12 protein-coding genes, 1 tRNA gene and 1 riboswitch are annotated in these 13,543 nt (G+C 42.7%); of the genes, 4 read left to right on the top strand and 9 right to left on the bottom strand.

Annotation, left to right across the window (positions count from 1 at the left end; all coding sequences use genetic code 11):
• From ACRQQK_RS07650 to clpS, 3 genes are all read right to left on the bottom strand, one after another.
• The gene (locus ACRQQK_RS07650) at nt 1-915 is read right to left on the bottom strand and encodes a dialkylrecorsinol condensing enzyme (protein WP_457510695.1); all 915 of its coding nucleotides are present in this window, start codon (nt 913-915) and stop codon (nt 1-3) included.
• A 393-nt stretch (nt 916-1,308) separates the two neighbouring features.
• Nucleotides 1,309-3,576, bottom strand: coding sequence for an ATP-dependent Clp protease ATP-binding subunit ClpA (clpA, locus tag ACRQQK_RS07645; RefSeq protein WP_457510694.1), 2,268 nt, complete (start codon nt 3,574-3,576; stop codon nt 1,309-1,311).
• A gap of 35 nt (nt 3,577-3,611) precedes the next feature.
• Entirely contained in the window at nt 3,612-3,932 is a 321-nt protein-coding gene (gene clpS, locus ACRQQK_RS07640; RefSeq protein ID WP_042482186.1) for an ATP-dependent Clp protease adapter ClpS, read from the bottom strand.
• 529 nt (nt 3,933-4,461) lie between these two features.
• Here clpS and cspD point away from each other — a divergent pair.
• Nucleotides 4,462-4,683, top strand: coding sequence for a cold shock domain-containing protein CspD (gene cspD, locus ACRQQK_RS07635; protein ID WP_042481960.1), 222 nt, complete (start codon nt 4,462-4,464; stop codon nt 4,681-4,683).
• Between the two features lie 132 nt (nt 4,684-4,815).
• Here the strand turns inward: cspD and ACRQQK_RS07630 are convergent, their stop codons facing one another.
• The gene (locus ACRQQK_RS07630) at nt 4,816-7,044 is read right to left on the bottom strand and encodes an NADP-dependent isocitrate dehydrogenase (RefSeq protein ID WP_457510693.1); all 2,229 of its coding nucleotides are present in this window, start codon (nt 7,042-7,044) and stop codon (nt 4,816-4,818) included.
• A gap of 314 nt (nt 7,045-7,358) precedes the next feature.
• Here ACRQQK_RS07630 and rluE point away from each other — a divergent pair, with 314 nt between their 5' ends.
• Nucleotides 7,359-8,057, top strand: coding sequence for a 23S rRNA pseudouridine(2457) synthase RluE (gene rluE, locus ACRQQK_RS07625; RefSeq protein WP_457510692.1), 699 nt, complete (start codon nt 7,359-7,361; stop codon nt 8,055-8,057).
• Here the strand turns inward: rluE and thiD are convergent.
• Nucleotides 8,041-8,859, bottom strand: coding sequence for a bifunctional hydroxymethylpyrimidine kinase/phosphomethylpyrimidine kinase (thiD, locus tag ACRQQK_RS07620; RefSeq protein ID WP_457510691.1), 819 nt, complete (start codon nt 8,857-8,859; stop codon nt 8,041-8,043). The genes rluE and thiD overlap by 17 nt on opposite strands.
• Before the next feature lie 82 nt (nt 8,860-8,941).
• Nucleotides 8,942-9,039, bottom strand: a riboswitch (TPP riboswitch).
• Nucleotides 9,040-9,148: 109 nt separating this feature from the next.
• Between thiD and ACRQQK_RS07615 the strand changes: the two genes are divergently transcribed.
• Nucleotides 9,149-9,224: transfer RNA gene (locus ACRQQK_RS07615), tRNA-Lys, on the top strand.
• A gap of 337 nt (nt 9,225-9,561) precedes the next feature.
• The gene (locus tag ACRQQK_RS07610) at nt 9,562-10,500 is read left to right on the top strand and encodes a sensor domain-containing diguanylate cyclase (RefSeq protein WP_457510690.1); all 939 of its coding nucleotides are present in this window, start codon (nt 9,562-9,564) and stop codon (nt 10,498-10,500) included.
• Nucleotides 10,501-10,762: 262 nt separating this feature from the next.
• Here ACRQQK_RS07610 and hisIE read toward each other — a convergent pair whose 3' ends face one another.
• The 4 genes from hisIE to hisH are packed head-to-tail and all read right to left on the bottom strand — an operon-like array spanning nt 10,763 to nt 13,528.
• Nucleotides 10,763-11,374 (bottom strand): bifunctional phosphoribosyl-AMP cyclohydrolase/phosphoribosyl-ATP diphosphatase HisIE, encoded by a 612-nt coding sequence (gene hisIE / locus ACRQQK_RS07605; RefSeq protein ID WP_457510689.1) that lies wholly within the window; start codon nt 11,372-11,374, stop codon nt 10,763-10,765.
• Entirely contained in the window at nt 11,371-12,144 is a 774-nt protein-coding gene (gene hisF / locus ACRQQK_RS07600; RefSeq protein ID WP_042481950.1) for an imidazole glycerol phosphate synthase subunit HisF, read from the bottom strand. Before hisF ends, hisIE begins: the two co-directional genes overlap by 4 nt.
• Complete coding sequence (gene hisA, locus ACRQQK_RS07595) at nt 12,126-12,863, bottom strand: 1-(5-phosphoribosyl)-5-[(5-phosphoribosylamino)methylideneamino]imidazole-4-carboxamide isomerase (protein WP_457510688.1); 738 nt, start codon at nt 12,861-12,863, stop codon at nt 12,126-12,128. Before hisA ends, hisF begins: the two co-directional genes overlap by 19 nt.
• 53 nt (nt 12,864-12,916) lie before the next feature.
• Complete coding sequence (gene hisH / locus ACRQQK_RS07590) at nt 12,917-13,528, bottom strand: imidazole glycerol phosphate synthase subunit HisH (RefSeq protein WP_457511105.1); 612 nt, start codon at nt 13,526-13,528, stop codon at nt 12,917-12,919.
• Between the last annotated feature and the right edge of the window lie 15 nt (nt 13,529-13,543).

Genomic DNA, 13,543 nt, shown 5'->3' with positions numbered 1-13,543 from the left:
TTATCGTCCGGAGGGTTTTTCATAGTATTTAATACTTTTATCAATCGAGTCTTTCATCAAGGGGGAAATAAGCTTCTTAGCAAGTAAATTAATTGGAACCAGAGTAAGAATCATTGCAACTAAAAACAACACATAAACAGTAATGATCACTTTACGTGATAAAGCGCCCGGCTTTCCCGATAATTGAATTAGCTTTCCCCAAATCATAAACGAACGAGTGGCTATTTTTTCGGAACTAATTAACTTACCGTTAACTTTAACTGCATCCAAATTAGTCAAGAGGGGTTTTTTCTCTTTTTCCAAATCCTGCGCTAATGCCATAGCTAAGCGTTCACCAAACCGAGCACTGTCTTTAATATCTTGTTCGCTCACTCCCGCCGCTGGAAATATCCAAAAAGGATCTTTTTTACCTGTTAGCAACCAACGAGGCGTAGTGATAAATGAGTAAATAGTGCCACTTTGATCGGTTAAAACCGCATTATCAATCAAATGTCCACCACACTCAGTTATTAAAGCTTTCATTTTCTCTTGAGCCATAACCCACATATCACGACAAGCAATAAGAGTAACTACGGGTTTATCTTTTAATAGCTGTTTAGCTTGCTCTGTTTTTAAAAAACCCGTAATTGGAATAGCAGGAGCCAAAAACCAGACTGTATAGGCGATAATAACTAAATCATACTCATCAGCTAAATTTGAAGCGGTTTTTAACTCACAACCATTCATATAAATTGCTTCTGGAAATGCGTCAAAAAAAGGATAAAAAGACCATGGATATGGGTAAGGTTTAACTGGTTCCAAAATGTGATAATCAACATGTATGTCATCACTTTGGCAAAGAGGTGTCGTCGATGATTCAACAAACTTAGAAAGCTGGCCACTTTGAGAGTAAGAAATAACTAGAACTTTTTTCATATAAAGGCTTATTGATAACTTGCAGTAGAATTCAATAGAAATTCTATATGTGTATATTGGTGCAAGATTACCACTAATTTATAAAATGTGAATATTTTATCCAAAACTAAAGTTTTAAATACAGCATTCACAAACATAAAATCAACGCTCTTTTTTTTTAGATTTGCTTCACAAATTCAGCTTATTTTAAATACTCAAAAACCTATAAATTGTTAGTCGGAAACGCTTGCGATGAAGAATATACATATATCTCCGAGGTAACTACTTCAAATCCCCATAAATCAGAAATTACATATTAGCTGCAAGAAAAAATACCCGCCAGATTACTTAATCTGACGGGTATTACATCTTAAAGATTCGCTTTTTGACTGCTACTTATACACTGTTAAGTTTTCAATGCAGAACTTCTTCTTTGGCACCTAAGTATTCAAAGACAAGATGATCATCTTTCAGAGCTACCTTCACAGTTCCGCCATCAACCAATGCTCCAAACAGCAGTTCATTAGCCAGCGGTTTCTTCAACTGATCTTGAATTACACGTCCCATTGGGCGTGCACCCATTTCGCGGTCATAGCCTTTCAGAGCTAACCAATGACGAGCATCTTCTGAAACTTCAAGAGATACACCACGAGCATCCAATTGTACTTGCAGCTCTACAATGAACTTATCAACTACTTGGTGAATCACACTTTCATCTAAACTGTTAAACCAAATAGTATGGTCTAAACGGTTACGGAATTCTGGCGTGAACACTTTCTTGATTTCCGACATTGCATCATGGCTGTTATCTTGCTGAATCAAACCAATAGATTTCTTCACTGTTTCAGCCACACCAGCGTTTGTTGTCATCACTAAGATGATGTTACGGAAATCCGCTTTACGACCGTTGTTATCAGTTAGCGTGCCATTATCCATCACTTGCAATAGCAAGTTAAAGATATCAGGGTGTGCTTTTTCAATTTCGTCCAAAAGCACAACCGAGTGTGGGTTCTTAATCACAGCATCCGTTAACAAACCACCTTGGTCATAACCAACATAGCCAGGAGGAGCACCGATCAAACGGCTCACTGAATGACGCTCGCCGTATTCAGACATATCGAATCGGAGTAGTTCAATTCCCAACAGTTTAGAGAGTTGAACAGTCACTTCTGTTTTACCTACGCCCGTTGGGCCAGCAAACAAAAATGAACCGACAGGACGATTATCCGCGCCTAAACCGGCACGAGTCAGCTTGATGGATTCGGTTAACACATCAATCGCATTATCCTGACCAAACACCAGCATCTTCATTTTCTGGTCTAGATTTTTCAGAATATCTTTGTCCGAAGAAGAAACGGATTTCTCTGGGATACGAGCCATTTTTGCAACCATAGACTCAATCTCAGCCACACCGACTGTTTTCTTACGTTTGCTGGCTGGCATCAAACGAACACGAGCACCGGCTTCGTCGATAACATCAATCGCTTTGTCCGGTAAGTGACGTTCATTGATATATTTCGCAGACAATTCAACCGCAGCACGAAGTGCTTTATTGGTGTATCGCACATCGTGGTGTGCTTCGTATTTTGGTTTCAAACCCATCAAAATTTTGGTGGTGTCATCTAATGACGGTTCTACAACGTCAATTTTTTGGAATCGACGTGAAAGCGCACGCTCTTTCTCAAAAATGTTGCTGTACTCTTGATAAGTAGTTGAGCCAATACAACGCAACTTACCGCTACTTAGCAGAGGTTTAATTAAGTTCGCAGCGTCAACTTGACCACCAGATGCAGCACCAGCGCCAATGATGGTATGAATTTCATCAATAAAGAGGATCGCATCTTTCTCTTTTTCAAGCTGTTTAAGAATCGTTTTAAAACGTTTCTCAAAGTCACCACGGTATTTTGTACCCGCAAGTAGTGAGCCGATATCCAGAGAGTAGATAACACTGTCTTGGATTACTTCCGGTACTTGTCCTTCAACAATTCTCCAAGCTAAACCTTCCGCTATAGCGGTTTTACCTACACCAGCCTCACCGACCAACAATGGATTATTCTTGCGACGTCGGCATAGCACTTGAATCGTACGTTCGAGTTCTTTGTCACGACCAATCAGAGGATCGATTTGACCTTGTCCCGCTAGCTGATTCAAGTTCGTTGCAAAACTTTCTAGTCTTTCTTCAGATGGAGATTCGTCAGAACTCTCCGTACCAAACGAATCAGAAGATGGATCTTCACTTGAACTGGATGCTTTGGTTATGCCATGAGAAATGTAGTTAACGATATCCAATCGACTAATATCGTTCTTTTTCAATAGATAAGCTGCGTGAGATTCCTGTTCGCTAAAAATAGCAACCAGTACGTTTGCACCAGTGACTTCACTGCGACCAGATGATTGAACGTGGAACACAGCACGTTGTAATACACGTTGAAAGCTGAGCGTTGGCTGAGTTTCACGTGTTTCGTCGTTATCTGGGATGAGAGGGGTTGTCTGATCAATAAATACGTCAAGCTCTCGACGCAAAACGTCAACATCTGCCTGACAGGCCAATAATGCTTCCTTCGCTGCATCGTTTTCTAACAATGCAAGTAGGAGGTGCTCGACGGTCATGAATTCATGTCTTTTGTCTCGCGCTCGAGCGAACGCGCCATTTAGACTAGACTCTAGTTCTTTGTTAAGCATAAGGCCTCCTTAAAGAACAACCACATCTGCAAATGTTACGCTTTTTCCATCGTACAAAGCAGTGGATGCTCGTTTTCCCGTGCGTACATTGTCACCTGAGCGACTTTCGTTTCTGCAACTTCAGCAGTAAACGTGCCACAAATTGCTTTCCCTTCATAATGAACTCTGAGCATCACTTGTGTCGCTTTTTCTATGTCCATAGAGAAGAAGCGTTCAAGGATTTCTATTACAAAATCCATCGGTGTGTAGTCGTCATTGTTCAGTATAACGTTATACATCGACGGTGGTTTTGTTGCTGTTTTTTCTCGCTCCAGTAGATCTGAGTCTGGAGTTACCCATTCGAAGTTTTTACTCATGATGGCCGTATTTAGGAGTGTTTCTCTTAAAAATGTCTCTTCTCTTACTATGTCATCACTTTTGATAACTAAGGCGCTGTCAGTGAAGGTGAAAAACAATCCTTACTTAGAGACTAATGCAGCAATTGTATCGCTGCAAATAAAACATTGCTATTAACAAACGAGTTTATTCTAAACGTTCAAAAACTCGTCACCTTTATGTAACACTATTTGGTTTAAAGTCCCAAACTGAGTCAATCATAACTAGCGCGAATACTAGTTTCACGACTGACATCAAATGAATTGGGGATATCTCAAAAGTGATTTGCTTATAAAAGTATGCATTTTTATACCATTCTCCTATTGACTGTGCTCAATCATTGACTACATTGGTCAAATAGTGACTAAAAATTTGGCAGCGGCTGAATCGATATTCACTTATTGGAGTAATCAACATCAAGTCATTTGATCAAACTATCTACGTAGTAAATCAATAAGAGTATTTTCTCCGCAACAACATCAGTAACAAAATGCATGAGGGACGTATAGCATGGCTACAGGTACAGTAAAATGGTTCAATAACGCCAAAGGATTTGGTTTTATCTGTCCAGAAGGCGAAGATGGAGACATTTTTGCTCATTATTCTACTATCCAAATGGATGGCTACCGCACACTGAAAGCGGGACAGCAAGTAGCATATGAAGTTGAACAGGGACCTAAAGGCTACCACGCTAGTAGTGTCGTACCTATTGAAGGGCAACAATCTAAATAGTTCGCTGCCAAGTAAATCTTTACCATTCACTGACCCATTGGTTATTTAAATGCTAACGATTTATAAATTGATAGATATGAAAAACCCGCCTCTTGGCGGGTTTTGTATTTTATAGTCAAGCGTCGTTTAAGCTTATGCGCGCTCTACTATGCTGTTCAGTGTTGAACTTGGACGCATTAGGTTAGAAACCATTGCATCGTTTAATGCATAGTAACCACCTAAATCACCCACAACACCTTGAGCACCATTTAGCTCTGCAACGATTTTATCTTCGTTAGCCAATAACTGTTCAGCCACTGGTGCAAACTCAGCCGCAAGATCGGCATCTTGAGTTTGTGCAGCTAGTGCTTCAGCCCAATATGCTGCTAGATAGTAATGGCTGCCACGGTTATCGAGTTCACCCACTTTACGTGATGGTGATTTGTTAAGGTCTAGGAATTTACCTGTCGCTTTATCTAATGCATCAGCCAATACTTGCGCTTTCGCATTGCCTGTCACCACACTTAGATGCTCTAGAGAAGCAGCAAGAGCTAGGAATTCACCCAGAGAATCCCAACGTAAGTGGTTCTCTTTTTGAACTTGCTGTACGTGCTTAGGAGCAGAGCCACCAGCACCGGTTTCAAACAGACCACCACCGTTCATCAGTGGAACGATTGAAAGCATCTTCGCAGAAGTGCCAAGTTCTAGAATTGGGAACAAGTCAGTTAGGTAGTCACGTAGTACGTTACCTGTTACAGAAATGGTGTCTTTACCTTCTTTGATACGCGCTAGCGAGTATAGCGTTGCATCTACAGGTGAAAGAATCTTGATTTCCAGGCCAGAAGTATCGTGTTCAGGTAGATATTGATTCACTTTCTTAATCAGCTCAGCATCGTGAGCACGCGCTTCGTCTAACCAGAATACTGCTGGTGTATTGGTTGCACGAGCGCGGTTTACTGCAAGCTTAACCCAGTCTTGAATCGGCGCATCTTTAACTTGGCACATACGGAAGATATCGCCAGCTTCAACTTGTTGCTCAAGCAGCACATTGCCTGCCGCATCAACCACACGCACTGCACCGTCAGCATCTAGAATGAAAGTTTTATCGTGTGAACCGTATTCTTCCGCTTTTTGAGCCATCAGACCCACGTTTGGTACGCTACCCATAGTGGTTGGGTCAAATGCACCGTGCTCTTTACAGAATTCAATCACGGCTTGGTAAACGCCAGCGTAACAACGATCTGGGATCATTGCTTTAGTATCTTTCTGCTTACCATCTGGACCCCACATTTGACCTGATGAACGGATCATCGCTGGCATAGACGCGTCAACAATAATGTCGCTAGGTACGTGTAGGTTGGTGATACCACGATCAGAGTCAACCATCGCCAGTGGCGGTTGAGTTGCATAAACCGCTTGAAGTGCAGCTTCAATCTCTTCACGTTGAGCCTGAGGTAATGCTTGGATTTTCGCATACACATCACCTAGACCGTTGTTTACGTCAACACCAAGGTTCTCGAATACGTCACCGTATTTGTCGAACACTTCTTTGTAGTAAACCTTAACAGCATGTCCAAAGATGACTGGGTCAGACACTTTCATCATGGTTGCTTTCATGTGCAGAGAAAGCAGAACATCTTGTTCTTTTGCTTCCGCAATTTCTTTTTCGAAGAACGCTACTAGAGCCTTCTTGTTCAAAACGCTTGCATCAATAATTTCTTTGTCTTTCAGTGCAAAAGGCTTTTTCAGTTCTTTGGTTGAACCATCTTTACCGACAAACTGAATAGAAACTTGAGTTTCTCCGTCAACAGTGACAGATTTTTCAGTACCGAAGAAGTCTTTATCACTCATGCTAGAAACGTGAGATTTAGAATCCGCAGACCAAGCACCCATCGAGTGAGGGTTCTTCTTGGCATAGTTTTTCACTGATGCTGGAGCACGGCGGTCAGAGTTACCTTCACGCAGTACAGGGTTAACCGCACTACCTTTGATTTTGTCGTACGTTGCTTTAATCGCTTCTTCTTCGTAAGTTGAAGGCTCTTCTGGGTAATTTGGAAGTGCAAAGCCTTTGTCTTGAAGTTCTTTAATCGCCGCTTTTAATTGAGGAACCGATGCTGAGATGTTTGGCAGTTTGATGATGTTCGCTTCAGGCGTTTGTGCAAGTTCACCCAGTTCTGTCAGAGCGTCACCAACGCGCTGTTCTTCTTTCAAATGCTCTGGGAAGTTAGCAAGAAGACGTCCTGCTAAAGAAATATCACGAGTTTCAATTTCAATACCTGACGATGCCGTGAATGACTGAATAATAGGCAGCAGTGAATATGTAGCGAGAGCTGGGGCTTCGTCTGTAATTGTATAAATAATTGTAGGTTTATTTGTTGGCATGAACTTTCCCTATTTGTTCTAACAACACACGGGCATGTGTTGTGTGAATGTACGGCTCAAGCGGGAAACATCCCAAACTTGTGCACGATAGTCTCACTCTTTCCTTTTGTGTTCGAATAACTTCTTTGTGCGAACCACCATAATGAGTCTTCGAGACAGTCCTTGAGTGAAGATCGTTATAATTAAACAAAATTAGGATAATAGTCTATCATCTTGTCGTTTATCCTATTTCTGGGCGCGAAAATGATAGCGCAAAAGCGAGTTTCAGAAAACTTTCAAACACACTTCATTTACATTTTTGCAAGGTAGTTAACATGTCATCCAGCTCGCGTAGTAGCACAGCTAAGGCTCCTCACTCGACTCACAAACCGCGTTTCAAACAAGGAAATCGTTCTTCAGGGCGCACTTCGACCAAACAAAGAGTACGTAAACCTGCTGTTCAAAAGCCAAAAGTGAACATTGAAGATCGCAAAGTCATTGTTTTTAATAAACCTTATGACACGTTGAGCCAATTTACTGATGGTGAAGGCAGAAAAACGCTCGCGGATTTCATAACAGTCAAAGATGTGTATGCGGCAGGCCGACTGGATCGCGACAGCGAAGGTCTGATGGTGTTAACTAACGATGGTATTTTACAAGCCAAACTGACTCAGCCAGAATCAAAGTCTCCTAAAACCTACTGGGTACAAGTTGAAGGTACACCGACAGAGTCAGATTTAGAGCCACTTAGAAACGGAGTGACACTAAAGGATGGGCCAACGCTTCCTGCGCAAGTAGTGGTGATTGAAGAACCCCAGTTGTGGCCTCGAAATCCACCGGTGCGCTTTCGCGCTGCCATTCCAACCACTTGGCTTGCGATTACCATCATTGAAGGTCGTAACCGTCAAGTAAGACGCATGACTGCGCACATTGGCTTTCCAACTCTACGTCTGATTCGCTACTCAATGGGTAATATTGAGTTGGGCGACCTTCAACCTGGCGAGTGGAAAGAAATCTCTATTGATGCAGCATAAAGAAGTGATCGACGGGGCCTCGGCCCTGTCCCACATCAAGCAAATCAGCATGTCCTATCGCTTGTGTAATGTATTGTTTGGCGTGACTGACCGCTGAAAGCATATCTTCTCCCTGAGCCAAAAATGAAGCAATGGCCGAAGACAAGGTACAACCCGTCCCATGAGTATTGCGAGTCCGAACTCTCTCAGCGCTTAATCTGTGAGTTTCATGTTGGGTAATAAACAGGTCATCACTCTCATCAGACGCCTCTAAATGCCCGCCTTTGAGCAATACCGCAGAAGTGCTTAACTGGCGCATTGCAGTAACCATCTGTTCAATTTGATCAGTATCTTTCGGCTCAGCTAGCCCTGTGAGCGCAGCGGCTTCTGGTAGATTAGGCGTAATAATGCTTGCGAGAGGTAGTAAGCGATCTTTCAAGCTGTCTATCGCAGTTTCTTTTAGCAGTAAATCGCCACTGGTTGCCACCATTACGGTATCCAACACAATGTATTTTGGTCGACATTGTTCCAGCTTATCAGCCACCAAATTGATGATATCGGCATCCGCCAGCATGCCAATTTTTACCGCGACAATGTTGAGATCTTGGAATACTGCATCCAACTGACTTTCAATGTGAGGTAGCGGAATGGGCAAGATATCAAACACACCCAATGTATTTTGAGAGGTAATGGCGGTGATAACCGAAGCCGCGTAACTGCCAGTCGCTGATATCGCTTTGATATCGGCTTGAATACCCGCACCACCACCACTGTCCGATCCGGCAATCGTCAGTACAACGGGAATTGAATTGGTTTTAGGCATAGCTGTTCCTTTAGGGTAAGACGTACAGGAACAGTCTCTCGAAAGCACATCTGAGATAGACGGCAAAACGAGATATACAATCGCAAAGATTGGATTAGTTCCCTACGTCAGTATTAACTGAATCAGGTTCAACGGGTCTCACAATGCGATCTCAGCCCAAAGGCTCCCCGACTAATAACGGACAGAATAGCAATGAAATTGTCTTTTCTGCAATTTATATGTTTTACAACGAAAAAGTAGCCAAATCGAGACTATAATTCGTTGTATCAAAGTGTATTTTTCAATATGTAGGCCGTTAACTCAGTTGGTAGAGTAGTTGACTCTTAATCAATCGGTCGCGGGTTCGAGCCCCGCACGGCCTACCAAGAAGCGGAAGATGAGCTCTTGGTCTATATATCCTGCATATTAAATAGTGGCGTGTTTATATTAGAAAAAAGCAAATTGGCAGTGAAGTTCAAAAAATGTCACTTTCTAAAGTGGCAATTCCTCTAGTTAAACATACGGCAATTTTATCCAAACAAGTTCTTTGCAATTCAATTACTAGTGAGTCTCAGAAATGACGCAGATAGAAATATGTCTGCGATTCATATGTAAATTAAAGAGGTGTAATTTCAACAAAACGAAAATCCTTGAAAAATGAGAAGATTGGAAGAAGCGCTTCTATGTTTCATACTTAATACAATAATTATCTGAGGAGCACGCATGGGCAAAGATATTATCGAGTTCATCAACACCAATCGCCATCTACTTGATCTTTTTACGGATCTGATTCCAATTCCCATCTTCGTTAAAAATAAAGATGGTAGATATGCCGAATGCAACAAAGCGTACATGGATTTTATGTCACTAGAACGCGATCAATTAATTGGGAAAACAGTATACGACATATGGGATAAAGCTGATGCGGATGTCTTTTTTGCTAAAGACAAAGAATTGTTAGACCGCGGAGGTGTGGACATTTATGAAACCGAGATTACTTCACCTCAAGGATTACTTCACGCAGTACAATTTCACAAACAAACTTTTACTGACTCATATGGGGCAGTAGCTGGGCTTTTAGGCGTCGCCTTCGATATAACTGAAAGAAAACGATTGGAATATTCTTTGGCAGATTTGGCTTCTACCGATGAGTTAACAGGGCTTCCTAACCGACGTGAGGGAATGTCACGGCTTGAGGTTATGCATAAGGCCAGCGAGAGAAAAGATCGCCCCTATTGTATTGCAATGGTCGACATTGACCATTTTAAAAAAGTTAATGACCAATATGGCCACTCAGTTGGAGATCTTGTGCTTAAAGAATTTGCTAGTTTAGCGAAAACAATCTTACGGATTAATGACGTCTGTTTTCGTTATGGTGGCGAGGAATTTGTCATCCTTCTGCCCGAAACCAATCTAAGCGATGGGCTTAACGTTGTTGAACGCTTTCGTCAGACATGGGCAACGTCACCATTGAACTTATTGGAATCTCAAACCATTCAGTCAACAGCCAGTATTGGACTTGTTCAATACCAAGGAAACAATGTTTCATTTGAACGTTTAATTCAGCTCTGTGATCAAGCGCTATACGATGCCAAAAACGGAGGAAGAAACTGTATCGTCTGTATTCAACCTAATCAGACGTTTAGCGAGTTTCAAGGGTAGCCGAATTTGTAGCTGATGGGTTGATGATCGCCTTGATTAAATATATACGGAATATCAGTGAAATCTGTACGAAAATCGTTGCTTGGACACTTTGTGGCGGATATTCCTGTCGCTCACTTGTAGCTCAACACTACCTGTTTTTACGGTTTCTGAGATTAAACACGGCACTTTTTCGAAGTGCCGTGATCATATATGGCTGGCCTACCAAGTACTCTGATTACTTGGATGCTCATTGTGGCGTTTTTTTATAGACTATAAGCGACTACTTATGACGCTCTTTGAGCTTATTTATCACATCACTCATCGACAAACCTTGGTCTTGAAGCAGTACCAACAAGTGATAAATCAAGTCCGCTGATTCACACACTAACTCCGCCTTATCGCCCGACGTCGCCGCAAGCGCAACTTCAACACCTTCTTCGCCCACTTTCTGCGAAATGCGTTTGGTGCCACGCGCATAAAGGCTAGCGGTGTAAGAGGAGTCTGGGTCGGCACTCTTGCGGGCAGCCAATAGCTGCTCAAGTTGATGAAGCCACACCATTTGTGATTCCTCTTGCACATCGCCGTCCCAACAAGTTGTGGTACCTGTATGGCACGTTGGGCCAATCGGATTCACTTTTACCAGTAAGGTGTCTTGGTCGCAATCCAAAGCAATATTTTTCAACTGCAACACGTTGCCTGAGGTTTCACCTTTAGTCCATAAACGCTGTTTGGTACGCGAATAGAAAGTAACTTGCTCTGTTTCTAATGTTTTAGCTAACGCTTCTTGGTTCATGTAGCCCATCATAAGCACTTGGCTTGAACCGAAATCCTGCACTATTGCAGGAACAAGACCATCAACCTTTTCCCAATTAATACGTTCCGCTAGGCTCATAGTCTCACCTCAACTGCTTGTTGTTTTAAATATTGCTTGAGTTCACCAATATTGATGATTTGTTTGTGGAACACTGATGCAGCTAACGCACCATCAACATTCGCTAATTTGAACGCATCGGCGAAATGCTCCATTGCACCGGCACCGCCAGAAGCAATTAATGGAACATGGCACACGGAGCGAACCATATTAAGTTGTTCAAGATCATAACCGTTTCGCACGCCGTCTTGGTTCATCATGTTCAATACGATTTCACCCGCGCCACGTTTTTGCACTTCCTGAACCCAATCTTTGGTTTCCCACTTGGTTGCTTTAGTACGCGCTTCATCACCCGTGAACTGATAAACCTGATATTTGCCCGTCTCTTTATCAAAATAGGAGTCGATACCTACAACGATACATTGCACACCAAACTTATCCGCAAGATCTGTAATTAACTGAGGATTCGCCAAGGCTGGTGAGTTAATTGATACTTTGTCCGCGCCGAACTCCAGAATGCGCGCAGCGTCTTCTGCTGACTTAATACCACCAGCCACACAGAACGGAATATCAATCACTTCAGCAACACGAGCCACCCAGCTTTTATCCACCACACGGCCATCACTTGAGGCGGTGATATCGTAGAACACCAATTCATCCGCGCCCTCTTCCGCATAACGTTTTGCTAGCGGAACAATGTCACCAATGATTTCGTGATTACGAAACTGCACACCTTTTACAACCTGACCATCGCGAACATCCAGACACGGAATTATACGTTTTGCCAACATGCGAACGCCTCCTCTGTGGTGAATTTGCCATCAAGTAATGCACGGCCAACAATCACACCTGCCACACCGCTGCCTTTTAGTGCTTCGATATCCGCTAAACTGCCAATACCACCAGAAGATTGGAACTGAACTTGTGGGTATTGTTTGCAAAGGTCTACATACAGCTCAACGTTAGAACCTGCTAGCGTTCCGTCACGAGAAATGTCGGTACAAAGTACATGTTTCAAACCAACCGTCAGATAATCTTCAATCAGTGCTTCAATGGTGACACCAGAATCTTCCTGCCAACCAGAAATCGCCACTTTGCGTGTACCGTCAGCGTCGATATTAATATCCAGAGCCAACACAATTTTTTCAGCGCCGTATTTGGTCATCCAACCTTTCACTAATTCAGGTTGTTTAACAGCCGTTGAGCCAACCACAACGCGTTGCGCGCCTGCTTCTAGCAAATCAATTACGTCTTGTTCGCTGCGTACACCGCCGCCTATTTGAATATTGGCTGGAGTGCCTGCCAGTAATTTTGCAATCAGGTCCAACTGGCGAGCACTGGTATCTTTAGCTCCGGTTAAATCAACAAGGTGTAGCCAGTCAGCGCCAGCTTTGTTGTATAAATTAAATTGTTCTACTGGGTCGACTTTATATTCTGTCACTTGACCATAATCACCTTGATATAGGCGAACAACCTGGCCTTCAATTAAATCTAATGCGGGAATAATCATTTCTGTTCCTTATTCGATATGCCGCTTTATCGCTTACAGCTTCCATTTATCATTTAGAGCTCTAGGAAGTTCTGAATTAATTTAGAACCGGCTTTTGATGAACGCTCTGGGTGGAATTGAACGCCGTAATAGTTGCCATTTTGAATCGCTGCACTGAACGGATTTCCGTAGTCACATTGTGCGATCGTGTAGTCACCCACAGGCATTGCGAAGCTATGTACGAAATAGAAGTACTCACCTTCTTCAATGTCTTTGAAAAGCGGGTTACCAGCTGTAGCTGAAACGGTATTCCAGCCCATATGTGGCAATGGCAAGTCACCAGTTTGCATTAAGCGAACTTCACCTTCGACCAAGCCAAGGCATTCAACGATATCATCCGCTTTCTGTCCTTTCTCTTCAGAAAGCTTGCCCAGTAACTGCATTCCTAAACAGATGCCAAGTAGCGGCTTATCTACCTTCGCAACTAGCTCGATAAGATTGCGTTCTTCTAGGTTCTTCATCGCTTCGCTGGCAGTTCCTACCCCCGGTAGGAACAGTTTATCGGCAGCAAGAACCACTGCTGGATCTTTTGAAATCGTGACTGGATAACCAAGACGTTCAATGGCGAATTTCACTGATGAAACGTTGGCACAACCAGTATCAATAATGACGACTTTTTGTTCCATTTCGGTTTCATTTCC

Source organism: Vibrio sp. C8 (assembly GCF_054051265.1).
The sequence above is the reverse complement of the archived record's forward strand: the minus strand, read 5'-3'. Positions and strand labels throughout refer to the sequence as shown.

Bases quoted from the DNA above. Each gene is read 5' to 3' on its own strand.
- cspD (WP_042481960.1), top strand. From the start codon at position 4,462: ATGGCTACAGGTACAGTAAAATGGTTCAATAACGCCAAAGGATTTGGT.
- thiD (WP_457510691.1), bottom strand. From the start codon at position 8,859: ATGCCTAAAACCAATTCAATTCCCGTTGTACTGACGATTGCCGGATCG.
- hisIE (WP_457510689.1), bottom strand. From the start codon at position 11,374: ATGAGCCTAGCGGAACGTATTAATTGGGAAAAGGTTGATGGTCTTGTT.
- rluE (WP_457510692.1), top strand. From the start codon at position 7,359: ATGTCATCCAGCTCGCGTAGTAGCACAGCTAAGGCTCCTCACTCGACT.
- clpS (WP_042482186.1), bottom strand. From the start codon at position 3,932: ATGAGTAAAAACTTCGAATGGGTAACTCCAGACTCAGATCTACTGGAG.
- hisF (WP_042481950.1), bottom strand. From the start codon at position 12,144: ATGTTGGCAAAACGTATAATTCCGTGTCTGGATGTTCGCGATGGTCAG.
- ACRQQK_RS07610 (WP_457510690.1), top strand. From the start codon at position 9,562: ATGGGCAAAGATATTATCGAGTTCATCAACACCAATCGCCATCTACTT.
- clpA (WP_457510694.1), bottom strand. From the start codon at position 3,576: ATGCTTAACAAAGAACTAGAGTCTAGTCTAAATGGCGCGTTCGCTCGA.
- hisH (WP_457511105.1), bottom strand. From the start codon at position 13,528: ATGGAACAAAAAGTCGTCATTATTGATACTGGTTGTGCCAACGTTTCA.
- hisA (WP_457510688.1), bottom strand. From the start codon at position 12,863: ATGATTATTCCCGCATTAGATTTAATTGAAGGCCAGGTTGTTCGCCTA.
- ACRQQK_RS07630 (WP_457510693.1), bottom strand. From the start codon at position 7,044: ATGCCAACAAATAAACCTACAATTATTTATACAATTACAGACGAAGCC.
- ACRQQK_RS07650 (WP_457510695.1), bottom strand. From the start codon at position 915: ATGAAAAAAGTTCTAGTTATTTCTTACTCTCAAAGTGGCCAGCTTTCT.